This window comes from Actinophytocola sp. (genome assembly GCF_035634895.1).
GTDB lineage: Bacteria > Actinomycetota > Actinomycetes > Mycobacteriales > Pseudonocardiaceae > Actinophytocola.
The window spans coordinates 12503-33753 of the sequence record NZ_DASQCC010000185.1; the positions used below are offsets into that span (position 1 = coordinate 12503).

Sequence of the window (21251 nt, forward strand, 5' to 3'; positions counted from 1 at the left end):
GCCGGTGCGGCCGAGGGCGCGCACCGGACTGGCGATTACACCGATGCGCCGGCGTCGCGCGTCTTGCCACAGTGTGGCCGCATCGCTCGACGACGAGCCGACTGGAGCACCCACTCATGATGGACACGACGATCAGCGACTACCGGGACCCGTGCCCCGGCCCATGACGCCCCTGCTCCACCTCGAGAACGTCACGGTCCGCTTCGACGGCCTGGTCGCGTTGCGGGACGTCGGCCTGGCCGTCGAGGCCGGCACCGTGCTCGGCGTCATCGGTCCCAACGGCGCCGGCAAGACGACACTGTTCAACGTGGCGTGCGGGTTCGTTCGCCCGGCACAGGGGACGATCCGTTGGTGTGGCGAGGAGTTGCGCGGCCACGCGGCGCACTCCCTCGCCGGCCTCGGCATCGCGCGCACGCTCCAGGGGCTCGGCCTGTTCGCCGGCCTGACCGTGCTGGAGAACGTCCTCGTCGGCGCCGGCGTCCGGGCCCGCTCGGGTCCACTGTCGACACTGCTCGGCCTGCGCCGGGCGGCGCGGGACGAGGCCGAGCTGCGGATGCGGGCCATGGCCACCCTGACCGAGCTGGGCATCGCGGACGCGCACGCCGCGCTGCCCGGCTCGCTGCCGTACGGGACGCGCAAGCGGGTCGCGCTCGCCAGGGCACTCGTCTCGGAACCGCGGCTGCTGCTGCTCGACGAGCCGGCCAGCGGCCTCGCCGCCGACGAGATCGAGGAGCTGGGCGAGGAGATCGCGCGGTTCGCCACCCGGGGCGCGGTCATCGTGGTGGAGCACAACATGGACCTGGTCATGCGGATCTGCGACCGGCTGGTGGTCCTGGACTTCGGTGAGGTCATCGCCACCGGCACCCCGGCGGAGATCCGGTCCGATCCGAGGGTCGTCGAGGCCTACCTCGGCGTCCCGGCGTAGGCGGCCACGGTGCTCGAACTGTCCACCGTGGTCACCGCGTACGGCGCGGTGCGTGCCGTCGACGGCGTCTCGATGTCGGTCGCACCGGGGACCCTGACGGCCGTGCTCGGCGCGAACGGCGCCGGCAAGACGTCCCTGCTGCGTACGATCAGCGGTCTGGTCCCACCGCGGTCGGGCTCGATCCGCTTCGACGGCGACGAGATCGCCGGCACGGCGCCGGACCGCGTCGCGCGGATGGGCCTCGGGCACGTGCCGGAGCACGGCGGCGTGATCACCGAGCTGACCGTGCGGGAGAACCTGAGACTGGGCGCGCTCCGCCGCGACCGGGCCGACCGGGCCGCCGCGCAGGACGAGGTGCTGGGCCTGTTCCCGCCGCTGGCCGGCCGGGTGGGCGCCCAGGCGAGCACGCTGTCCGGCGGGGAGCGGCAGATGCTGGCGATCGGCCGGGCGCTGATGGGCCGGCCGCGGCTGCTGCTGCTGGACGAGCCGTCGCTGGGTCTCGCGCCGATGGTGACCGCCCAGATCATGCGGGTGCTGCGCGGGTTGCGGGAGGACCGCGGGCTGACCGTGCTGCTGGTCGAGCAGAACGCGCGTAGTGCGTTGTCGGTGGCCGAGCACGCCTATGTGCTCGACCTCGGGCGCGTGGTCGTGGACGCGCCGGCCCAGTCGATCAGCGCGGAGGCCCTGCACGACGTCTACCTGGGGGCGCGGTGAACCAGTTCCTCACCCTGACCGTCGGCGGGTTCGCCAGTGGCGCCGTGTACGCCGCGCTCGGGCTCTCGCTCGTGATCATCTTCCGGGCGACGCGGGTGGTGAACTTCTCCCAGCCCGCGCTCGCGCTCCTGTCGACCTACCTCGCGTTCACCGTCAACCAGGCCACCGGGAACTACTGGCTCGGCTTCCTCGTCGCCATCGCCGGTGGCGCGGTCCTCGGGGCGCTCACCGACCGCCTGCTGATCCGCCCGGCCCGCGCACACGGCGAGCTGGGCTCGGTGATCGTCACCCTCGGCCTGCTGCTTGTCGCACAGGCGATCGCGGGGATGATCTGGACGAGCGAGCCACGGTCCTTCGGCTACGCCTTCGACTTCCGCGGGCTGTTCTCACCCGCCGGCGTCTTCGCGGTCGTCGCCGTGCTCGTCACCGCGGGCGCGATCCTGTTGCTGTTCAAGGCCACCCCGCTCGGCCTGCGGATGCGGGCGGCCGCCTTCGCGCCGGAGGCGGCCAGCCTCGCCGGCGTGCGGGTCGGCCTGATGGTCACCGCGGGCGCCGCGCTCGCCGCCGCGGTCGGGGCGCTGGCCGGACTGCTGGCCGTGCCGCCACTTCTCTATCCGACCGTGTTGGACGGCATCTTCGTCTACGCGCTCACCGCGGCGGTCGTCGGCGGCCTGGACAACCCGATCGGCACGGTCGTCGCCGGCTTCACCGTCGGGATCGGACTGTCCTACGTGTCCGGCTATCTCGGGCCGGAGCTGGTCACCATGGCGTCGCTGGTGATCCTCGTGCTCGTGCTCTCCTTGCGGCCCAACGGGTTGTTCGGCCGCGACCTCGCGAGGAGGGTGTGAGTTGAGCCTGCTCACCAGACACCTGCTGCTGGCGCTGCTCGCGCTCGCGGCGGTGGTCACGCTGTCGGTCGTCGTCGACCCGTTCACCAACGTGCGGATCGCGACCGTCGGGTACTACCTCGTCGCCGTCGCCGGGCTGACGTTGCTGACCGGCACGAACGGCCAGATCTCGCTGGGGCACGGCGCGTTCATGTTCATCGGCGCGTACACCGTGGCGCTGCTGGTGATCCACGTGCCGGCCTTCCCGTTCTGGCTCGACCTGCTGCTCGCCGCGCTCGCCGCCGGCCTGGCCGGGGCGCTGACCGGCGCCGCCGCGGCCCGGCTGCACGGGCCCTACCTCGCCGGCGCGACACTCGCGCTCGCGGTCGGGCTGCCCGCGGTGACGCAGCGGTTTCCCGACGCGCTGGGCGGCAGCAACGGCCTCGCGTTCACCGTGCACAGCCTGCCTGCCGGCCTCGACGTGCCCGAGACCCGTTGGCAGGCCTGGGTCGTGTGGGCCGCCGCGCTGCTCGCGCTCGTGCTGCTGGCCAACGTGACCCGAGGGCGGTTCGGCCGGATGCTGCGTGCGGTGCGCGACGACGAGGTCTCGGCCGCGCTCGCGGGAGTCCACATCGGACGGACGAAGATCCTGGCGTTCCTGCTCAGTGCCACCTGCGGCGGGCTCGCCGGCGGCCTGCAGGCGTTCCTGCTCGGCACCGCCGCGCCCGGCTCGTTCACCCTCGCGCTGTCGCTGTCCCTGCTGGCGGCCATGGTGCTCGGCGGGGTCGGCAGCCTGTGGGGCGCGTTCTGGGGCGCGCTCGCGCTGGTCTACGTGCAGGCGGGAGCCGAAGAACTCACCCACGGGCTGGACCTGGGCACGGACGTGGCACAGCACCTGCCGCTCGCGGTGTTCGGCGTGGTGCTCATCGTCGTCGTCCTCGTCCTCCCGCGCGGCATCCACGGGACGGTCGCGCGCCTTGTCACCACGTCGAGAAAGAAGGAACGTCATGAGAAGAGTCCGTAGCGTCGTGATCTTCGCGGTCGCGCTGCTGCTCACCTCGTGTGCCGGCGCGGGGGAGTCCACCGGCGGCGAGACCGGCGCCGGGGCCGACGCGGCGCCCGGTGTCACCGACGACTCGGTCGTCATCGGCACGCACCAGCCACTGACCGGGCCCGCCGCGCCCGGCTACAGCCGCATCTCCGTCGCCGCCAAGGCCATGTACGACTACATCAACGACAACGGCGGGATCAACGGCCGCAGGATCGACTACCGGGTCGAGGACGACGGCTACAACCCGACCCGCACGGTCGAGGTGGTCAAGAAGCTGGTGCTGCAGGACGAGGTGTTCGCGATCGTCGGCGGGCTGGGGACGCCGACCCACTCCAAGGTGGTGCGCTACCTCAACCAGCAGGGCGTGCCGGACCTGCTCGTCTCCTCCGGCGCGTCGCAGTGGGACGACCCCGGGAACAGCCCCATGACGTTCGGCTTCCAGGTCGACTACGAACGGGAGGGCAAGATCCAGGGCAAGTACATCCGGGACCACCTCGGCGGCCGGAAGGTCGGCCTGATGTACCAGAACGACGACGTGGGCCGGGACGCGCAGGCGGGTCTCGACCGGTTCATCAAGGCCGACGTGGTGTCCCGGCAGGGCTACGACCCGGCCAACACCGACGTGCTGCCACAGCTGTCCGCGCTGAAGGACTCGGGCGCCGAGGTCGTCGTGTGCTCGTGCGTGCCGGCGTTCACCGCGCTGACGATCCTCACGGCGGCCCGGCTCGGGTACAGGCCCCGGTTCGTGGTGTCCTCCATCGGCGCCGACCCGGTGACGCTCACCGGGCTGCTGCGGGACTTCGCCAGGCGCGGTGGCGCGGAGGTGTCGGCCGCGGCGCTGCTCGACGGGCTGATCGGCACCGGCTACCTGCCCGACGTGGCGAGTGACGACCCGTGGGTCGCGCTGTTCAGGCAGGTGCACGACAGGTACATCCCGAACGAGCCGTTCACCAACACCGTCGCCTTCGGGTTGGCGCAGGCGTACACGTTCGCCCAGGCGCTCAAGCTGGCCGGCCGTGACCTGACCCGCGGCAAGCTCGTCGACGCGCTGGAGTCCGGGAAGATCACGGGACCCGGTGTCACGCCGTTCGCGTTCTCGGCCGGGTCGCACGCCGGCTACACGGGCGCGTTCGTGTTCCAGGTCAACCCGGACACGACCACGAGGCAGCTCCAGGGGCCGATGGTCACCGACCGGGGGAGCGGCGCGGTGCGGCCCGCCCCGGCCCACCGCAGCACGCCGGCGGACATCGCCCTGGTGGGCACCTGATCCTACGGGCGGCCCACGTCCGGCCTGCGGTAGTCGCAGACGCCGGACGGGAAGATCTGCCGCAGCCGGGCGAGTTCCGCGGCGGTCGGCCGCCACGAGCCGTACAGGCCGCGTGCGATCGCCGTTCGCACCGGCTGGAGCGCGCACTTGTACAGCTGCTCGTCGAACGGGCCGCCCGCGACCGTGCGGGACGTGCCGTGGATCGGGAACCGTTGCGTGCATGGCCCGGCCGCGCCGTGGTCGAGGATGCCGCGCCAGGCGTCCCGGCCACGGTAGAGGAGCGTGCCGTCGGTGGCGAAGCAGCTGTCGACCGCCTCGGCCGGCTTGTTGCCGGCCACGCCGCGGGACGGGTGGTCGTGGATGTTGGCGAGCCACTGGTCCATGACCGCGAGCGCCATGGGGGTCTGGTCGAACGCGCGGGCCGGGCGGGCGTCGGTGAACCAGATGACCTGGTTCGCTGCGCTGCCCTGCCCGTCGATCATCCGTTGGCGGGACACGAAGGACTGGCGTGCGTTGTGCATGTCCAGCTCGGCGTCGAGGTAGTGACGCCAGTCGATCACCGGGATGTCGAGCTGGCCGTCGAAGACGAGCCCGGCCCGGTACGCGGCCCGCATGGCGTCGACGTCGCCCTCGGTCCGCGGCCGCACGCCGTTGGCGTCGGACGGGTTGATGTTCCGCGCGCTCCAGACGTCCACATCGGACGGACAGAGCGCGGCGATGAACGGGCAGCCCTCCTGCACGGCGTCCTGGGGCTGCTTCCAGCCGCCGACGTCGGCGTTGAGGTCGAGGAACTCGGCCGGCGTGAGGTCGCCGTCCACCAGGGCCCGCAGGCCGTACTGCACGCCGACGTTGTCCCAGGTGGACCGTGCGTAGCCGGTCTCCGGGTCACGGCCGTACACGTTCACCGCGTCGTTCCAGTGCGTCCACTCGACCCGCGCCTGCTGCTCCGGCGTGATCCCCGGCGCGGTGCCGAACCTGGGGTTGAGCACGAGCGGCGACAGGCCGCGCCAGCCTTTGACGCACTCGGTCGAGCCCGGGGTCGCGAGCCAGGGGCTTAGCGGCTGGTACGGGTTGGCGACGGTGTCGGAGGAGGCGAGCCCTTCGAGGAGCGTGCGGTTGGACCACTGCCGCCACCTGGCGTTCGGGTCGGCCCTGACCTTGAGGTCCATCCAGCGTTCGAGGAGCTCGCAGTCGCCGACGTGGATGGTCTGGGTGACCATGTCGGGGTAGGAGTACTGGGGGATCGCGGCGTCGAGCAGGCCCTTGTGGTTCTGGCCGTAGAGGTACTGCTGGATGCCGCCGCCGGACCCGCCGAGCCCGACGGTGTAGGTGGGTTCGCCGTACTCGACGACGAACCGCGACTTGACCATCATGGCGGTCTCGCCGCCCAGCACCATGTTGTAGTGCGTGTTGGTCTTGGTGCCGGTGGACCAGGCGACCGCGTAACCCTGGCCGAGCCCGTGGACGTAGCGGGACTCGCTCTGGTTGTTCGAGCCCTGGTAGTGACCGATCGCGACGCCGCCGCCGAAGTAGTGGATGAGCTTGCGGTTCCAGTGCGGCAGGGCGGCTGGCCCACCGGCTTCGGGGTCGAGCACGGCGATCGAGTAGATGAAGCGGTTGATGGTGCCGCGTTCCCAGCGGATCACGAAGTCGACCCCGGCGGGGGTGGTGGCCAGGTCGGCGGGCCGGGGCGCGGCCGGGTCGTAGGGCCGCCAGGCGTTGGCGGTCGACCTGTAGTAGTAGTCGGTGCGGGTGGGGAGCGAGCAGTCGGTGTCGAGGAAGGGGCCGGTCAGGTCGAACCCGGCGAGGTGCTCGGGAGTGGAGCAGAAGAAGTCGGGTTGGTGCGGCCCGGAGAACATGGGGCCGCTGATGGGGTGGTTGACCAGCGTGAGGGCGGTACGTTCCCGCCGGGTGGTGGCGGTGACGGTGCTGGGGCCGAGGGGCAGGTCGCTGAGTACGCCCTCGAGTGCGTGGCCACTCGGTGTGAAGCGGCTGGTGACGTCGGTCCCGTTGACCTTCACCTGGACGGGTGTCTCGCGCCGCACGTCCACGCGGAGCCGGGCGGCGCCGCCGCTGACGTACCGCGCGGGGCCGGAGAGCACCTCGATGCGCAACCCGCCGTGCCGCGACGGCGGCGATGCGGTGGCCGAGGCGGCCACGGAGCCGACCATGGCGCCGACCAGACAGACAACCACGGACACGACCGTGGCAACTCGACGCGTCATCGCGCCCTCCGCTCTCCGATGTCCTTGCTTACCACGGTTTCCGGGCGTGTCACTGCGGTGAACGGACGAAAGTGAGAAAAGCTCGCGACCAAGGCGCTCGGGGTGCGTTGGGGGTTTCCCCGACGCGGGGCCGGGCCGGGGTGCCTGGAGTTGGGGACATGGACGCCCGCCGCGGGTCAGGCGTCCTTGAGCGCGCCCCAGGCGTGCCAGCGGTCGACCTCGACCACGGCGGTCACCCGGGGCCGCTCGCGGTCGGGGTAGGGCACGCCGATGTAGTGGGTGGCGATGCGGTCGATGTCGGACAGGCCCGGGTCGTCACGCAGCTCGACGACCCGGCCGATGAGGCTGACGTGGGTGCCCCAGTCCTCCCCGTCGAGGACGGTGAGGCTGACGCGTGGGTCCTCGCGCAGGTGCCGGAGGCGAACCCGGGCGGCGTCGAGGCTCAACAGCACGTGGCCGTCGTCCCACACGTACCAGGTGGCGGTGGAGACCGGCGTGCCGTCGGAACGCAGGGTGGCCATCACACACGCGTTGGGTTTGCGCAGCAGCTCGACGGCCTGTGGCGGCAACGGCGGCTTGGACATGAACGACTCCCGGAGTGCTCGAATACGTTTTTCCACCCTCGATCCTTCCCGAGATCCCGCCGCGCCGCCCGTCGTGGTGACCGCATGGCCCACCGTGTGTTTTGCCCGAATTCATTTAATGTCGTGGACGACACGTTGTTTCGTGCCTGAATTGGTGGTCGTGCCTGGTGTCCAGGAGGATGATCTGGGGTGAAGTGGTCGAAGGGGGATCGATTTGTCCGGTTGGGACCTTGAGGTGCTTGCCGCGAATTTGCGGCGCGACAGTGGTGATCTGTCGCTGTACGCGGGATTCCTGATAAACACCCTTTCCGCGACCCTCCCGCCCGAGATGGTGTCGATCGAGCGCAAACCGGGACTTTTCGGCCGGGTCAAGGACGACGCCCCGGTGCTCGGCGTCGGCGTCCTGTTCGGCGACCGCCGGTTCACGCTGCGCCGGGAGGCCGTCGGCAAGCCGGTGACCGCACAGGTCAGGCACGAGTCCGGCGGCATCGTCATGCGCACCGAGACGGTCGGCATGGACGTCTGGTCCCGCGAGCTGGCCGCGCGGCTCGCCGGGTACGCGCAGGACAACGCCGCCGCCGCGGACGCGGTGCGCCGTCTCACCATGCCGACGCTGGACCTCCCATGACCGAAGGCCTGACGCCCGAGCAGATCGAGCAGTGGAGCATCGCCGAGCTCGAGGCCGGCCGGCTGCCGGTCAGGGCGCAGGAACGGCTGGCCATGATGACCGCCGACCACGCGTTCACCTCCGACCTCACCGTCGCCGAGCACCACGCGATCCGGTCCGCCGGGTTCTCGCCGGTCGGCCAGGTGATGGGCAGCTGCGTCTACCACATCGGCTACACCGGCTCGTGGAACTGCGGCTACACCTGGGGCGGCTTCACCAGCGGCAGGTCGACCGTCACCGAGGCCGAGGGCCTGCGTGCCTCCCTGTACGAGGCACGCACCCTCGCGATGCGCCGGATGAGCCAGGAGTGCGCCGGCCTCGGCGGTGACGGCGTCGTCGCGGTGCGCCTGACCATCGCGCCGTTCCCGGCGGGCGGCCTGGAGTTCCAGGCGATCGGCACCGCCGTGCGGGCCGACGGGCCGGTGCACGCGCGGCAGCCCTTCCTGTCCGACCTGACCGGCCAGGACTTCGCGAAGCTGATCACCGCCGGATGGGTGCCCTGCGGGATGGTGCTCGGCGTGGCCGTCGCCATCCGGCACGACGACTACGGCACCCGCCTCCAGGCGAGGTCCTGGTCGAACACGGAGGTCAGCGGGTTCACCGAGCTGGTCGGCACCGCGCGCCACTGGGCGAGGGACCGCCTGCGCAAGGAGTGCGCCCGGGTCCGCGGCTCGGGTGTCGTCGTGCGCACGTCCACGCTGCAGGTCGGCGAGCGAGCGTGCCGCAGCGGCGGCAACGACCAGCGTGACCACGTCGCCGAGGCGATCGTGATCGGCACCGCCATCACACCGTTCGAGCACACCGCCGGCAACCGGCCGCCCGCGCCGCTGCCCATGATGCGACTCAACTGAAGGAAGGAACCCGATGGACGCCAGCGAGGCAGGTCTGCCGGCCGACGCGATGACCCGGCTCAACGAGCTCAAGCCGGGCCGGCCGGGTTCGATCTTCACCTCCGACCTGTCGGTGAACGAGTTCCTTCTGGTGCGCCAGGCGGGTTTCCGTCCGCTCGGTCTGGTGCTGGGCACCTCGATCTACCACGTGGGGATGCAGTTCGGGCGGTGGGGGAAGAACCAGGAGATGGGTACGTTGTCGCAGGCGATGTACCACGCCAGGGAGCTGGCGATGGACCGCATGGAGGCCGAGGCCGATGTGCTCGGGGCGGACGGGATCGTCGCCGTGCGGCTGCGGGTCGAGCTCAAGGAGTGGGGCAGCGACATCGCCGAGTTCATCGCGATCGGTACCGCGGTGGCGGCCGAGGACGGTGGGAACTGGCGCAACAACCGCGACCGTCCGTTCACCTCCGACCTGTCGGGGCAGGACTTCTGGACGTTGCTGCAGACCGGCTACATGCCGCTCGGCATGGTGATGGGCACCTGCGTCTACCACATCGCGCACCGGACGTTCGGGAACATCGTGTCCAACGTCGGCCGCAACACCGAGCTGCCGCAGTTCACCCAGGCGCTCTACGACGCGCGGGAGCTGGCGATGGAACGCATGCAGAAGGAGGCCGAGGCGTTGCGTGCCGAAGGCATCGTCGGGGTGCAGCTCTCCCAGCACAACCACACCTGGGGTGGCCACACCACGGAGTTCTTCGCCATCGGCACCGCCGTCCGCCCCATCCGCGACGACCACACGATCCCGCAACCACAGCTGGTCCTCGGCCTGGACACCTAGTCGTCCCGACCCGGGCCGGGCCGCGTCCCCGAGGCGGGACCGGGCCTACCGGTCGGCCGGGGCGGCGACGAGCTCGGCGATCCGCACCGGCCCGCCCGTCCGGAGGCTAGTGTTGACCGCGACCCCGACCGCGACGCTGTACATCCCGTCGAGGTGGCCGGCCTGGCGGCGCAGCGGGTCGTCCGCCGGGCCGCGGAAGACGTCGCGCAGGAGGATCGCGTCGCCGCCGCCGTGGGCGCCCTCGCCCGCCGGGACGGGTATCTCCCTGGCCACGTCCCAGTGCCGCTGCACGACGAGCCGTGACCCGTGCGGCCGCGTGCCCACCGTGCCGTCCACCGTCCCCGGGGTCACGCTCGGGTCGACGGCCGGCCGCTTGCCACCCGGCCCCAGCAACCGCGCGGCGTCGCCCACGGCGACGTGGCTCCGCTCGACGACCTCCAGCTCCGCTCGTCCGCGAGTGCCGTTGACCCCGACCCGGTACCCCTCCCACGGGCTGTGCGCGGTCAGCGAGTACGACATGCTCGCCCCGCCGCGGTAGCCCACCAGCACGCTCAGCGTGTCCTCGATGTCCCCGCCCGGCGCGAACACGTCCTGGTCGCGCAGGTACCCGTCGTCCCGCTCCGCCTCCAGGTACAGCCGGCGCATCCGGTCGTCGCCCGCCATGTCGAGGTGGAACGGGTCGTCCTCGGCCAGGTCCCGCGCCAGCGGCGGCCGCGCCCCCGCGGGGCGGCCGGTGCCCCGCGGGCCGTAGAACCGCATGCCGCCGAGCGCGGTGACCGTCTCGGGCACGTCGTCGAGCCACCAGTTGACGAGGTCGAAGTGGTGGGTCGCCTTGTGCACGGCCAGTCCGCCGGAGTTCCGCTTGGCGCGGTGCCAGCGGCGGAAGTAGTCCGCGCCGTGCACGGTGTCCAGCAGCCACTCGAAGTGCACCGACAGCACGTCGCCGATCTCGCCGCCCGCGATGACCCGGCGCAGCGCGCTGTTGCGGGGCGAGTAGCGGTAGTTGAAGGTGACCGTCAGCCGGGCCGGCGAGGCCGTCACGGCGTCGTGGACGACCCGCAGCCCCTCGGCGTCGATCGTCAGGGGCTTCTCGCACACCACGTCCACGCCTGCGTCGAGCGCGGTCGCGACCACCTGGGCGTGCGTGTGGTCCGGTGAGGTCACGACGACGGCGTCGACCTCAGTCAGCATGCGGTCCAGCTCGTCCGGGTGGTAGTGCCGGGGCGTGAGCGGGTGGACCCGTTCGTCGTAGGCGGCCATCCGCGACTCGTTCGTGTCGCACCACGCCACCGGGACGGCGACGTCCGCGTGCTCGCCGACCATCGCGTCGACGTACATGCCGGCGCGTGACCCCGTGCCGACCACCCCGTACCGCCGCCGGAGCACCATCTGGGCATCCTCCCTGAGAGCAACCGGTTTCTCACAACACCATACCCAAGGGATTGACCAAGGCGAGAGTGTGCGTTTCACTGTCGGAAACCGGTTACCGAGAGGGTGGAGACAGCACAATGGCCGTGCTCAACGCCCCGGCCCCGGCCAGGGGCGCGCGGAGACGGCGCCGAGAGCGGTGGACGCCCTACCTGCTGATCGCGCCCGCGGGGCTGCTGGTCGCGGTGTTCCTCCTCTACCCGATCGGCAGCGTCGTCTACTACAGCCTCTACGACTACAACGTCACCAAGCCGTGGAGCAATGGTTTCGCCGGTTTCGACAACTACGTGACCATGTTCGGCGACACCCAGTTCTGGCGGTCGCTCGTCTTCACCGCGCGGTGGGTCGTCGTGGAGGTCGGCCTGCAGCTCGTCTTCGGCCTCGCGCTCGCGCTGATCATCAACGAGTCGTTCGTCGGCCGGGCCATCTCGCGGGCGCTCGCGTTCGCGCCGTGGGCGGTCAGCGGCGTGCTGACGACGACGATCTGGCTGCTCATCTACAGCCCCACCACCGGAATCGGCCGCTACCTGGCCGACGCCGGGATCGGCCAGTACGGGACGAGCCCGCTGGCGAACGCGGGGTCCGCGTTCTGGGCGGCGGTCGTCGCCGAGCTGTGGCGCGGGATCCCGTTCTTCGCGATCCTGATCCTCGCCGACCTGCAGTCGATCTCCCGGGACCTGTACGAGTCGGCGGAGGTGGACGGCGCCGGCCGGTTGCGCCGGTTCTGGTCGATCACCCTGCCGCACCTGCGTACCGCGATCGTCATCTCGACCCTGCTGCGTGCGGTGTGGGAGTTCAACAACGTCGACCTGCTCTACACCCTGACCGGCGGCGGGCCGGGCGGCGCCACGACGACGCTGCCGCTGTACGTCGCGCGCCTCGCCATCGACGCCAAGGAGTTCGGCTACGGCTCGGCGTTGACGATGGCGGCCTTCGTCGTCCTCGCGGTGTTCTCGGGCACCTATCTCTGGCTGGTGCGCATGGGGAGGGAACAGAACTCATGAGCATGACCGCGGCGCCACCCAACGTCACGTCCGTGCCACCGGTACCGCCCCAGTCGCGGCCCTCCCGCCGGGCGGCCGATCCGCGCCGCACGCCGCGCTGGGTCGTCTACGTACCGCTCGCGCTGTACCTGCTGTTCACGCTGGTGCCGTTCTACTGGATCCTGCTCTTCGCCTTCCGCGAGACCGGGTCGACCTCGCTGTTCCCGTGGCCGCTGACGCTGGCGCACTTCTCGACGGTGTGGAACGGCGCCGGCTTCTCGGTGTTCTTCGAGAACTCCGTGATCATCGCGGTGCTGACGGTGTTCTTCAGCACCGCCATCGCGTTGGTCGGCGGCTACGCGCTGGCCCGGTTCTCCTTCCGCGGCAAGGGCGCGTTCATGCTGCTGATGCTGTGCACCCAGTTCATCCCCGGCGCGATGATGCTCATCCCGCTGTTCGACGTCTTCCGCGCCACGTTCCTGATCAACTCGCTGTGGAGCATCGTCGTCGCGGACACCGTGTTCCACCTGCCGCTGTCGCTGATGCTCATGGCCGGGTTCATCAGGAACATCCCGATCGAGCTGGAGGAGGCCGCCTGGATCGACGGCTGCGGCCGCGTGCGTGGCTTCCTGGCGACCGTGCTTCCGTTGCTGCGCCCGGGAATCGTCGCGATCAGCTCGTTCGCGTTCATCTCGTCGTGGAACAACTTCCTGTTCGCGCTCATGTTCCTGAACTCGCAGGACAAGTTCACCGTGCCGGTCGGGCTGAGCTACATGCTCGGCGAGTACAGCGTCGACTTCGGCGCGCTGGCGGCCGGCGGCGTGGTGGCCGTGGTGCCGGTCGTGCTCGTGTTCGCCTACGTCCAGCGGTACCTGGTGCAGGGCCTGTCGGCCGGGGCGGTGAAGGGCTGACCACGCGGCCGTCCGCGATCGGCGGTTACGAGGACTGGCCCGCGGCCTGGCGCGCCGGGGAGCGCCTCGACGGCGAGCTGGCCTCGCTGCTGGGCGTTCTCGCCCCCGCACGGGCCGCCTCGCGGGCGGTACGCGCGTGGCGGCGCGGCCAGGTGGAGCTGACCGAGCTGAGCTGGCGGACGGCCTTCGGGCCGCCGACCAGGGCGTGGCTGGCGCTGCCGTCGTCGAGAACCGGACCACTGCCGGGAGTGCTGGCCCTGCACTGCCACGCCGGGGTCAAGAGCGTCGGCGCGCAACGGCTGGTCTCCTCGCCCGAGCCGACCGCGGAACGGTTGCGCCAGAAGTGCTACGGGGGCGTCGCGCTCGCCGAGCGGCTGGCGCGCGCGGGGTTCGCGGTGCTCGCCCACGACGCGTTCGCCTGGGGGTCGCGCCGGTTCGCGCTGACGCCCGAGCCGTGGCGGCTGCGGTCCACGATGGCGGCACTCCGCGCGGCCGGGCGGGATCCCGGCTACGACACCGCGGCGGCCCTGCACGAGGCGACCGTGGCCAAGTTCGCCGGCGTCATGGGCACGTCCTTCGCGGGCGCGGTCGCCCACGACGACCTGACCGCCCTGAACGTCCTCGCCGGCCTGCCGTACGTGGACCGGCTCGGCGTCGTGGGCTTCTCCGGCGGGGGAGGGCGTGCGGCCGTGCTCACGGCACTGGACCCCCGGATACGGGCCAGCGTCATCGCGTGCATGATGTCCACTGTGGACGAACTCTATCCGGCCTACCTCGACGCGCACTCGTGGCTGCTGGCGACCCCGGGCATCGGCGACGGCCGGGACTGGCCCGACGTCGCCTTCGGTCGGGGCGAGCACGACCAGCTCGTGCTCTACGCGGCCGACGACGCGTTGTTCCCGCCCGAGGGCATGGTCCGCGCCGACGCCCTGCTGCGCCAGCGGTTCGCCGAAGCGGCGGGGACCTACGTGGGCGTCACGGTGCCCGGCCCCCACCGCTTCGACGGTCCCATGCAGGATCAGGCAATCGACTTCCTTGTCGCCGCACTGTCCACATGAGCCCGGCTACCTACCGCCGTGTTCCTTGTACTCCGCCAGCGCCTTCTCGAAGCGGTCCGCGTACTTCGACAGGAAGTCCTCGGGCGTCATCGTCTTCTGCAGCACCGCCTGGAAGTCCGGCTCCATCTCGGTCTTGAGGATCGAGCCCCAGTCGGGCAGGTAGGTCGGCAGCCGCACGAACCGCGTCTTCGGGTTGGCCGCCGTCCTGACGACCGACTCGAGCGGTTGCGACTTCTTCACCCACGGGTCCTTCTGCGCGGTGAGCAGGGCCGGCACCTGGCCGACCGTCTCGGACCACGCGGAGTTGGCGGTGGTGCTCATGAACTCGACGAACTTCCACGCCGCGGCCTTCTTCTCGCTGCCGGCCATGATGCTCAGCCCGGAGACGGACGGGCTCGTCGCGGTGATCACGCCCTTCTCGTCGGGGAACGGCGCCACCCCGGCCACCTTGTCCGCGCCCAGTGCGGTGATGTGGTCCTGGTAGGAGCCGAGGTTGTGGTGCATGGCCCACGCGGAGCCGCCGTCGAACGCGGCGACGATCTTGGGATAGTCGTTGGAGATGTCCGCCGCGGCGCTGACCGTGCCGTACAGCCCGACGTAGCGCTTGAAGGCCTTGATGTTGTCCTTGTTGTCGAGGGTTGCCTGGCCGTTCCTGGTGAAGAACTCGCCGACGCCGGACTGGCCGTAGGTCATGGCGATCATCGGCGGCATCGAGCCGGGGCCGCCGCGGAACGCGAACCCGAACCGGTTGGCGCCCGGGTTGGTGAGCTTCTCGGCGTCGTCGAAGAACTCCTCGTAGGACTTGGGCTCCTTGAGGTTGGCCTCCGCGAGCCAGTCCTTGCGGTACCAGATGATGTCCGAGAGCGCGGTCAGCGGCGCCTTGTAGAGCTTGCGGTCGGCCGAGTTGACCCGCTCGTTGTCGACCATGGCCTTGTCGATCCGGTCCGGGAGCCCGGCCTCTGTGAACGCGTCGTCCAGCGGCACGAGCGACTTCTGCGCGATGAGGCTCGCGATGTCGTTGCCGATCAGCAGGACGTCGGGGATCTCGCCGGTGGCGAGCGCGTTCTGCACCTTCTGCAGGTAGGAGGAGTTCGGCAGGCCGACGTAGTTGACCTTGATCTTGGGATATTCCTTCTGGAAGTCCGCGATCAGCTCCTGCCACTTCGCGGTGAGCCGGGGGTTGGCGTTGGTGTCCCAGAACTCGATCGTGCCCTCGGCCTTGCCCCAGTCCACCGTGGCGGCCTTCGGCGCTGCCGTGGTCCCGCTGCCCGGGCCGGCGCAGCCGCCGACCATCGCCAGCGCCGCCGCGACTGCGGCCAGGCCGGCCAGCCGTCCTCGCAGTCCCATGGTCGTGCACCTCTCTCGTCGTTGAGCGTGGCTCGCCGGATGGGAAACCGGTTTATCGTGGGCTACGGTAACAGCTGGGGAACCGGTTTCCTAGGTGTGAAGGACGAGGCATGGCACGGTCGCTGAAGGGTGCGAGCACCATCGAGGAGGTCGCCGCCGCGGCCGGGGTGTCCCGCGCGACGGTCTCCAGGGTCATGAACGGCAGGACGACCGTGGCCCCGGAGATCGCCGCCCGGGTGCGGGCCGCCGCCGACCGGTTGCAGTACCGCCCGAGCAACGTGGCGCGCAGCCTTTCGTTGGGCCGCACCAACACGGTCGCGCTGGTCGTCCCCGACCTGAGCAACCCGATGTTCCAGCAGGTGCTGCGCGGCGCGATGGCTGCCGCGGCCGAGAGCGGGTACCGGATCCTGGTCGCGGAGACGGCCGAGTCCGTGACCGAGGAGGCGGAGACCGCGCTGGAGGCGCGGCTACGCTGCGACGCGCTCATCCTCGCCAGCCCCCGGATGCCGGCCGACGAGCTCACCGCCCTCCTGGCCAGGGCGGCACCGGTCGTCGTGCTGAACCGGCCGGTCGCGCAGGCCCCGACGCTCGCGGTCGACTATGCCGCGGGCATCGGCGAGATCGTCGACCACCTCGTCGACCTGGGCCACCGCGACCTCGCGTACCTGGCCGGGCCGCCCAACGCCGCGTCGAACCGGGCCCGCCTGCTGGGGCTGGCGGAGGCGACGCGCCGGCACCCGTTCCTGCGGGTCCGGACGATCCCGGCCGGCACCACGATCGAGGACGGCTACCGCGTCGCCGACGAGGTCCTCGAGAGCCGGGCGACGAGCGCGTTGGCGTTCAACGACCTCGTCGCGTTCGGGCTGCTGGCACGGCTCAACGAGACCGGGGTGGCCGTCCCGGGCGACCTCTCGGTCACCGGCTTCGACGGCATCGAACTCTCGCGGTACGCGACGCCGTCGCTGACCACGGCAAGCGTCTCATCAGTCGCGCTCGGGCGCCGGGCGTGGGAAAGGCTGGTCATGGCAATGGAAAGCGAGCAGACCGGCACCGAGCCCGAGATGATCGCACCGGAGCTGGTGGTGCGGGCGAGCAGCGGTCCGGTGCCCCCGGCGCGGCGGCTCGGGGTGCCGTCGTCGGGCACGGCCGCGGCGGCGCGGCAGCAGGTCATCGGCGAGGCGCGCTGGCGGCTGGCGGGCAGCGGGGCGGTGCTGGAGCACCGCGACATCCCGCTGACGCGGTACGAGGACGGGGCGGACCTGCCGCAGGTGCACAGCCCGCGGCCGTACCTGCACCCGATCCACTCGCTGTCCGGGCGCGCGGTGACCGAGATCAGCCCGGTCGACCACCGGCACCACTACGGCCTGTCGCTGACCATCGCCGACGTCGACGGCACCACGTACTGGGGCGGCCGGACGTTCCTGGCGGGGCAGGGCCCGACCCTGCTGCGCAACCACGGGCGGCAGATCAGCCACGGCGCCGAGGTCGCCGACGGCGGGCTGCGCGAGTCGCTGACCTGGGCGGACCAGCACGACCGGCAGCAGCTCGTGGAGGAACGCCAGCTGACCGGGGTGGTCATCGCGGAGGCCGAGGCGTGGGCGCTCGGGTGGCACAGCAGGCTGACCGCGCCGGCGGGTGCGACCATCTCCAGCCCGGCGCTGCGGGGCAGGCCGGGCGCCGGGTACGGCGGGATCTTCTGCCGGCTGGTGTCGGCGGACTCGACCGAGGTCCTGACGGCGGACGCGGACTCGGAGTCCGGCGCGCACGGGTCCCGGTCACCGTGGCTGGCGTTCGGAGGCCGGTACGGCGGGGAGTGGGCGTCGGTGGTGCTGGTCCAGGAGGGCGAGCCGAGGCCGTGGTTCGTCCGGGTGGCGGACTACGTCGGCGCGGGGCCCGCGCTCGCGTGGGACACGCCGTGCGTGATCGGCGCCGGGGAGGACCTGGACCTCGGGCTGGTGGCACTGGTGGTCGACCGCCGGCTGTCCACACAGGACGCCTCGGATCTCGCGGACCTGGCACTCGCCCGGGTCGCGGCGGCCCGCCGGGGTGCCCTGTGAAACGCGTGGCCCTGGTCGGTGCCCGCGGGCACGGCGCGTCGTACTTCGACCGGCTGGACCGGCTCGCCGCGGCGGGCCGGGCCCGGCTCGTGGCGGTGGCCGACCCCCGCCCGCCCGGCCCGCTCGCGCCCCGGCTGTCCGGCGTGACCTGGCACGACAGCCTGGCGGACCTGCTGGCCCGGGAGGAGCCGGCGGTGGTGGTGCTGGCGACGCCGGTCCACACCCACGCCGACCTGGCGGTGGCGGCGATGCGGGCCGGCTGTGACGTGCTGCTGGAGAAGCCGCCCGCGCCGTCGCTCGCGGAGTTCTCGCGCGTGGTGGCCGCCGTCCGGGAGACGGGACGGATCTGCCAGGTCGGCTTCCAGACGTTCGGCTCGGCGGCGATCGACGCGGTGCGGCGGATCGTGGCCGCCGGCGAGATCGGGCAGGTGAGCGGGTACGGCGCGGTGGGGACGTGGGTGCGCACGGCGGGGTACTGGGCGCGGTCGGAGTGGGCTGGGCACCGCCGGCTGGCCGGCCGGGACGTCGTCGACGGCGTCGTGACGAACCCGCTGGCGCACGCGGTCGCGACGGCACTGTTGGTGGCCGGGGCCTCGGTCACCCAGGTGGAGACGGACCTCTACCGGGCGAACGACATCGAGGCCGACGACACGTCGTCGGGCGTGGTCACCCTGTCCGACGGCCTGCGGCTGGCCTTCGGGTTCACGCTGTGCGCGCCGAGGCGTTCGCCCGCGCTGGTTCTCGTCCACGGGAGCAAGGGCACGGTACGGCTGGCATACGAGTCGGACACGGTCGACGTGGACGACCGGACCATGACGTTCGGCCGCGTCGACCTGCTGGACGACCTGCTCACGGCCCGCGCGACCGGCAGCCGGCCGCGCTGCCCGGTGGAGGACACCGCGGCCTTCATGCACGTGGTCGAGGCGGTCCGCGCCGCTGACGAGCCGACCCGGATCCCCGATCACCACATCCGCTGGTCAGGTGAGGGCGACGACCGCCACCCCGTCGTCACCGACGTGGAGGCATGGTGTTCCCGGGCCGCCGTGCGCGGGAAGACGTTCTCGTCGCTGGGCGCGCCGTGGGCCCGTTAGTCCTTTGGCACGGCCATCTCGCCCAGCTCTGACCAGTCGTCCTGCGGGACGGTGAAGTTGACGATCCGTGGCGTCTCGGCGAGGTGGCGCGGGAGGGTCCGCCGGGCCGTCTCGAAGTGGTCGGACTGGACGTGCGCGGCGCCGGCGTCACCGTCGCGGAAGGCCTCGACCAGGACGTACTCGTTGGGGTCGTCGAGGCTGCGGGACCAGTCGAACCAGAGACACCCCGGCTCGGCGCGGGTGGCCCGCGTGAACTCGGCGCTGATCCGGGGCCAGTCGTCCGCGTGCTCGGGCAGGACCCGGAACTTGGCCGTAATGAAGATCATGCGGTGAAACCTACTCGCCCGCCCCCGTGACCAAAAGGTGGCGCGGCAGGTCACCCCGGCATCGACCAGCTCGTGCCCGTCGTCAGCGTCGCCAGCGGCGTGGGAGTCAGCCGGCCGGCAGGCCGAGCAGGCCGGGCAGCGTCGTCGGCGCGGTCCCCGGCCAGGACAGGATGCCCGGCAGTCCCGAGGTCACCGGCGGTGGGACCGCGTCGGGTCTGCCGCCGTACGGGGCGTTCTGCGAGCCGCGCACACCGATCGGACTGCCCGGCGGCTCGGCGCAGTACGCCTGCTGGTTCGGCCGGGACTCGGTCGTCTCGGTCGCGCCGCGTTGGTGTGTGCCCTCGTACCCCTTGGTGCACGAGAACGGGTCGTTGAACGTGAGGACCAGGCCGACGTGCCCGGTTCCGTCGGAGCTAGCGGCCGACCGGTTGGCCGTGATCATCGGGAAGCCCACCAGCAGCTCCTCGACGGCGTCGGTGCGGGTGGCGGTGATCCGCATGGTGGTCAGCAGGTTCGCGATGATCACGCCGAGGTCCTGGCCCACGTCGCGCAGGATGTCGTTCACCCGCACGGCGACGGTGGGGGTCACGGTGATCAGGTCGCGCAGGTCGGGGTTCGAGGTCCTCAGCTGCTGGGCGAGCAGGCGCAGCGACGAGCTGTAGTCCAGGATCCGTCGCGACTGCTCGGCCTGCGTGGTCAGCACGACCTCGCCGTTGGCCAGCAGGGAGGTCGTCGGCGGCAGGTGCGCGACCGCCGTGGCCGTCAGCTCGCGGGCGCTGTCCAGCAGGACCCGCAGTGCCGGTCCCGAGTTCCGGAACGCCAGGTACAGCTCGTCCACCGTGGTACGCAAGGAATCCAGCGGCACGCTCGCCACCAGACCGTCCAGGTTGGACAGCAGCACCTCCGGGCCGGCCGGGGTCTCGGTCCGGGACGCCGGGATCACCGATCCGTCGGTCAGGTACGGCCCGCGCCCATCCGGCGGCCGCAGGTCGACATACTGCTCGCCGACCGCCGACCGGTTCGCCACGACCGCCCGCGTGTCGGCGGGGATCGGCGGTGCGCCGTCGAGGTCGAGGATCACGTCGACGCCGTCGTCGGACAGGACGAGCCGCTCCACCCGGCCGACGGCCACGCCGCGGTAGGTCACCTCCGCGTTGGGGAAGATGCCGCCCGAGTCGGCCATGCGCGCGGTCACCCGGTAGCCGTGCGCGCCGAACAGCCGGTCCAGCCCCGCGTACGTGCCGCCGACATACACGACGCCGCCCACCGCGATCATCGCGAACAGCAACAGCCGGATCCGCAGCGCGCGCACGGGGTCTCACCAGATCTCGACCGGGGAGCCGCCGCGCGGATGGTGCCCCGGCTGGGGCCTGGCCGCGCGTGCCATGCGTTCGCGCATGCCGTCGGACAGCACGTCCGCCTTGATCATCTCCACGAACAGCGCCGCGGCGGCGCCGAGGTCGAAGAAGTCACGCTGCCAGGACCACTGCCAGTCACCCGCGTACCGGAACCAGCTGCCGCCGATGCCCGCGACCGTGTACGGCGAGCCGTCCGGCCCGCGAGCGTCGGCGACCTGCTTCCAGAAGCCGACGACCTCGCCGGCGCGGTCGTCGACGAGCACCCTCTGGTAGGGGTAGGTCCAGCCGTCCAGCCCGAACATCTCGGTGCCGAGCGCGTGGTCGCGGATCTCGTCGCGGCCCACCGCCATGAACTCCTCGTGCGGTCCGTTGTGCCAGCCGTAGGTGGCGTCCGCCGTGTACATCTCGGCGAGCGGGCGCCAGTCGCCGGCCTCCTCACAGCGTTCGTTGGCGTCGAGCCAGCGCCGGACCATCTCGTCCAGCTCCTCGCGGGGGAAAGCGGTCACGGTCACTCCACAATGGTCAGTGCCTGGGTGGGGCAGTTCCGTACGGCGCTCTCGACCGGCCCGCGCGAGCCGGGGCCAGGCGCCTCGTCCAGGACGATCACCGTGCCGCGCCTGGGCACCTCGAACACCTCGGGCGCCTCCAGCTGGCACATCGCGTGTCCCTGGCACAGATCGAGATCGGCCTCGATCCTCATGACGTCCACCCGCCCGGGCCCGCCCCGCCCGACGCTACCTCCATGGCAACGAGCGAGC

At 71.6% G+C, this 21251-nt stretch carries 21 protein-coding genes; 13 read left to right on the forward strand and 8 right to left on the reverse strand.

The window, feature by feature from the left end:
* Window positions 1-163 precede the first annotated feature (163 nt).
* From VET29_RS27005 to VET29_RS27025, 5 genes are read left to right on the forward strand one after another with little or no spacing between them, the layout of a single operon-like run.
* Window positions 164-925: an ABC transporter ATP-binding protein gene (locus tag VET29_RS27005; RefSeq protein WP_324925419.1), complete on the forward strand. Its 762-nt coding sequence runs from the start codon at window positions 164-166 to the stop codon at window positions 923-925.
* A gap of 9 nt (window positions 926-934) precedes the next feature.
* On the forward strand, window positions 935-1639 hold the full coding sequence (locus VET29_RS27010; RefSeq protein WP_324925421.1) for an ABC transporter ATP-binding protein: 705 nt from the start codon (window positions 935-937) through the stop codon (window positions 1637-1639).
* Window positions 1636-2487 (forward strand): branched-chain amino acid ABC transporter permease, encoded by an 852-nt coding sequence (locus tag VET29_RS27015; protein ID WP_324925423.1) that lies wholly within the window; start codon window positions 1636-1638, stop codon window positions 2485-2487. Before VET29_RS27010 ends, VET29_RS27015 begins: the two co-directional genes overlap by 4 nt.
* Window position 2488: 1 nt before the next feature.
* Window positions 2489-3490: a branched-chain amino acid ABC transporter permease gene (locus VET29_RS27020; protein ID WP_324925425.1), complete on the forward strand. Its 1002-nt coding sequence runs from the start codon at window positions 2489-2491 to the stop codon at window positions 3488-3490.
* Window positions 3474-4784, forward strand: coding sequence for an ABC transporter substrate-binding protein (locus VET29_RS27025; RefSeq protein WP_324925427.1), 1311 nt, complete (start codon window positions 3474-3476; stop codon window positions 4782-4784). The genes VET29_RS27020 and VET29_RS27025 overlap by 17 nt, the downstream gene beginning before the upstream one ends.
* 2 nt (window positions 4785-4786) lie before the next feature.
* Here VET29_RS27025 and VET29_RS27030 read toward each other — a convergent pair whose 3' ends face one another.
* Window positions 4787-7009 (reverse strand): DUF6351 family protein, encoded by a 2223-nt coding sequence (locus VET29_RS27030; RefSeq protein ID WP_324925429.1) that lies wholly within the window; start codon window positions 7007-7009, stop codon window positions 4787-4789.
* Window positions 7010-7185: 176 nt separating this feature from the next.
* Entirely contained in the window at window positions 7186-7593 is a 408-nt protein-coding gene (locus VET29_RS27035) for a PPOX class F420-dependent oxidoreductase (protein WP_324925431.1), read from the reverse strand.
* Between the two features lie 235 nt (window positions 7594-7828).
* On the opposite strand from VET29_RS27035, the gene VET29_RS27040 reads away from it, so the two are divergent.
* The 3 genes from VET29_RS27040 to VET29_RS27050 are packed head-to-tail and all read left to right on the forward strand — an operon-like array spanning window position 7829 to window position 9934.
* On the forward strand, window positions 7829-8221 hold the full coding sequence (locus VET29_RS27040; protein WP_324925433.1) for a hypothetical protein: 393 nt from the start codon (window positions 7829-7831) through the stop codon (window positions 8219-8221).
* Window positions 8218-9111: a heavy metal-binding domain-containing protein gene (locus VET29_RS27045; protein WP_324925435.1), complete on the forward strand. Its 894-nt coding sequence runs from the start codon at window positions 8218-8220 to the stop codon at window positions 9109-9111. The genes VET29_RS27040 and VET29_RS27045 overlap by 4 nt, the downstream gene beginning before the upstream one ends.
* Window positions 9112-9124: 13 nt before the next feature.
* Complete coding sequence (locus tag VET29_RS27050) at window positions 9125-9934, forward strand: heavy metal-binding domain-containing protein (RefSeq protein ID WP_324925437.1); 810 nt, start codon at window positions 9125-9127, stop codon at window positions 9932-9934.
* Window positions 9935-9979: 45 nt separating this feature from the next.
* On the opposite strand, the gene VET29_RS27055 is transcribed toward VET29_RS27050, so the two are convergent.
* On the reverse strand, window positions 9980-11323 hold the full coding sequence (locus VET29_RS27055) for a Gfo/Idh/MocA family oxidoreductase (protein WP_324925439.1): 1344 nt from the start codon (window positions 11321-11323) through the stop codon (window positions 9980-9982).
* A gap of 119 nt (window positions 11324-11442) precedes the next feature.
* Here VET29_RS27055 and VET29_RS27060 point away from each other — a divergent pair, with 119 nt between their 5' ends.
* The 3 genes from VET29_RS27060 (at window position 11443) to VET29_RS27070 (ending at window position 14314) form a co-directional block, all read left to right on the forward strand.
* A complete protein-coding gene (locus VET29_RS27060; RefSeq protein WP_324925441.1) occupies window positions 11443-12366 on the forward strand; it encodes a sugar ABC transporter permease in 924 nt (307 codons plus the stop codon).
* Complete coding sequence (locus VET29_RS27065; protein ID WP_324925443.1) at window positions 12363-13256, forward strand: carbohydrate ABC transporter permease; 894 nt, start codon at window positions 12363-12365, stop codon at window positions 13254-13256. Before VET29_RS27060 ends, VET29_RS27065 begins: the two co-directional genes overlap by 4 nt.
* Before the next feature lie 152 nt (window positions 13257-13408).
* Window positions 13409-14314, forward strand: a complete 906-nt coding sequence (locus tag VET29_RS27070) for a dienelactone hydrolase family protein (RefSeq protein WP_324925445.1) — start codon at window positions 13409-13411, stop codon at window positions 14312-14314.
* A 6-nt stretch (window positions 14315-14320) separates the two neighbouring features.
* Here the strand turns inward: VET29_RS27070 and VET29_RS27075 are convergent, their stop codons facing one another.
* Window positions 14321-15661, reverse strand: a complete 1341-nt coding sequence (locus VET29_RS27075; RefSeq protein WP_324925447.1) for a sugar ABC transporter substrate-binding protein — start codon at window positions 15659-15661, stop codon at window positions 14321-14323.
* A gap of 110 nt (window positions 15662-15771) precedes the next feature.
* Between VET29_RS27075 and VET29_RS27080 the strand changes: the two genes are divergently transcribed.
* Together VET29_RS27080 and VET29_RS27085 are read left to right on the forward strand one after the other, a co-directional pair.
* On the forward strand, window positions 15772-17718 hold the full coding sequence (locus VET29_RS27080) for a DUF6807 family protein (RefSeq protein ID WP_324925449.1): 1947 nt from the start codon (window positions 15772-15774) through the stop codon (window positions 17716-17718).
* Window positions 17715-18809, forward strand: a complete 1095-nt coding sequence (locus VET29_RS27085) for a Gfo/Idh/MocA family oxidoreductase (RefSeq protein ID WP_324925452.1) — start codon at window positions 17715-17717, stop codon at window positions 18807-18809. Before VET29_RS27080 ends, VET29_RS27085 begins: the two co-directional genes overlap by 4 nt.
* Here the strand turns inward: VET29_RS27085 and VET29_RS27090 are convergent.
* The 4 genes from VET29_RS27090 to VET29_RS27105 all read right to left on the reverse strand — a co-directional run bounded on the left by VET29_RS27090 (window position 18806) and on the right by VET29_RS27105 (window position 21193).
* Window positions 18806-19135, reverse strand: a complete 330-nt coding sequence (locus tag VET29_RS27090) for a putative quinol monooxygenase (protein ID WP_324925454.1) — start codon at window positions 19133-19135, stop codon at window positions 18806-18808. The genes VET29_RS27085 and VET29_RS27090 overlap by 4 nt on opposite strands.
* A gap of 106 nt (window positions 19136-19241) precedes the next feature.
* The gene (locus VET29_RS27095; protein ID WP_324925456.1) at window positions 19242-20447 is read right to left on the reverse strand and encodes an MCE family protein; all 1206 of its coding nucleotides are present in this window, start codon (window positions 20445-20447) and stop codon (window positions 19242-19244) included.
* 6 nt (window positions 20448-20453) lie between these two features.
* Window positions 20454-20999 (reverse strand): nuclear transport factor 2 family protein, encoded by a 546-nt coding sequence (locus tag VET29_RS27100; protein ID WP_324925458.1) that lies wholly within the window; start codon window positions 20997-20999, stop codon window positions 20454-20456.
* A 2-nt stretch (window positions 21000-21001) separates the two neighbouring features.
* Window positions 21002-21193, reverse strand: coding sequence for a ferredoxin (locus tag VET29_RS27105; protein WP_324925461.1), 192 nt, complete (start codon window positions 21191-21193; stop codon window positions 21002-21004).
* Window positions 21194-21251 lie beyond the last annotated feature (58 nt).

What these genes read in the sequence shown, in the direction of transcription:
- VET29_RS27025 (WP_324925427.1), top strand. Translation starts at nt 3,474, where the DNA reads ATGAGAAGAGTCCGTAGCGTCGTGATCTTCGCGGTCGCGCTGCTGCTC.
- VET29_RS27045 (WP_324925435.1), top strand. Translation starts at nt 8,218, where the DNA reads ATGACCGAAGGCCTGACGCCCGAGCAGATCGAGCAGTGGAGCATCGCC.
- VET29_RS27055 (WP_324925439.1), bottom strand. Translation starts at nt 11,323, where the DNA reads ATGGTGCTCCGGCGGCGGTACGGGGTGGTCGGCACGGGGTCACGCGCC.
- VET29_RS27090 (WP_324925454.1), bottom strand. Translation starts at nt 19,135, where the DNA reads ATGATCTTCATTACGGCCAAGTTCCGGGTCCTGCCCGAGCACGCGGAC.
- VET29_RS27005 (WP_324925419.1), top strand. Translation starts at nt 164, where the DNA reads ATGACGCCCCTGCTCCACCTCGAGAACGTCACGGTCCGCTTCGACGGC.
- VET29_RS27105 (WP_324925461.1), bottom strand. Translation starts at nt 21,193, where the DNA reads ATGAGGATCGAGGCCGATCTCGATCTGTGCCAGGGACACGCGATGTGC.
- VET29_RS27065 (WP_324925443.1), top strand. Translation starts at nt 12,363, where the DNA reads ATGAGCATGACCGCGGCGCCACCCAACGTCACGTCCGTGCCACCGGTA.
- VET29_RS27030 (WP_324925429.1), bottom strand. Translation starts at nt 7,009, where the DNA reads ATGACGCGTCGAGTTGCCACGGTCGTGTCCGTGGTTGTCTGTCTGGTC.
- VET29_RS27050 (WP_324925437.1), top strand. Translation starts at nt 9,125, where the DNA reads ATGGACGCCAGCGAGGCAGGTCTGCCGGCCGACGCGATGACCCGGCTC.
- VET29_RS27035 (WP_324925431.1), bottom strand. Translation starts at nt 7,593, where the DNA reads ATGTCCAAGCCGCCGTTGCCGCCACAGGCCGTCGAGCTGCTGCGCAAA.
- VET29_RS27075 (WP_324925447.1), bottom strand. Translation starts at nt 15,661, where the DNA reads ATGGGACTGCGAGGACGGCTGGCCGGCCTGGCCGCAGTCGCGGCGGCG.
- VET29_RS27060 (WP_324925441.1), top strand. Translation starts at nt 11,443, where the DNA reads ATGGCCGTGCTCAACGCCCCGGCCCCGGCCAGGGGCGCGCGGAGACGG.
- VET29_RS27080 (WP_324925449.1), top strand. Translation starts at nt 15,772, where the DNA reads ATGGCACGGTCGCTGAAGGGTGCGAGCACCATCGAGGAGGTCGCCGCC.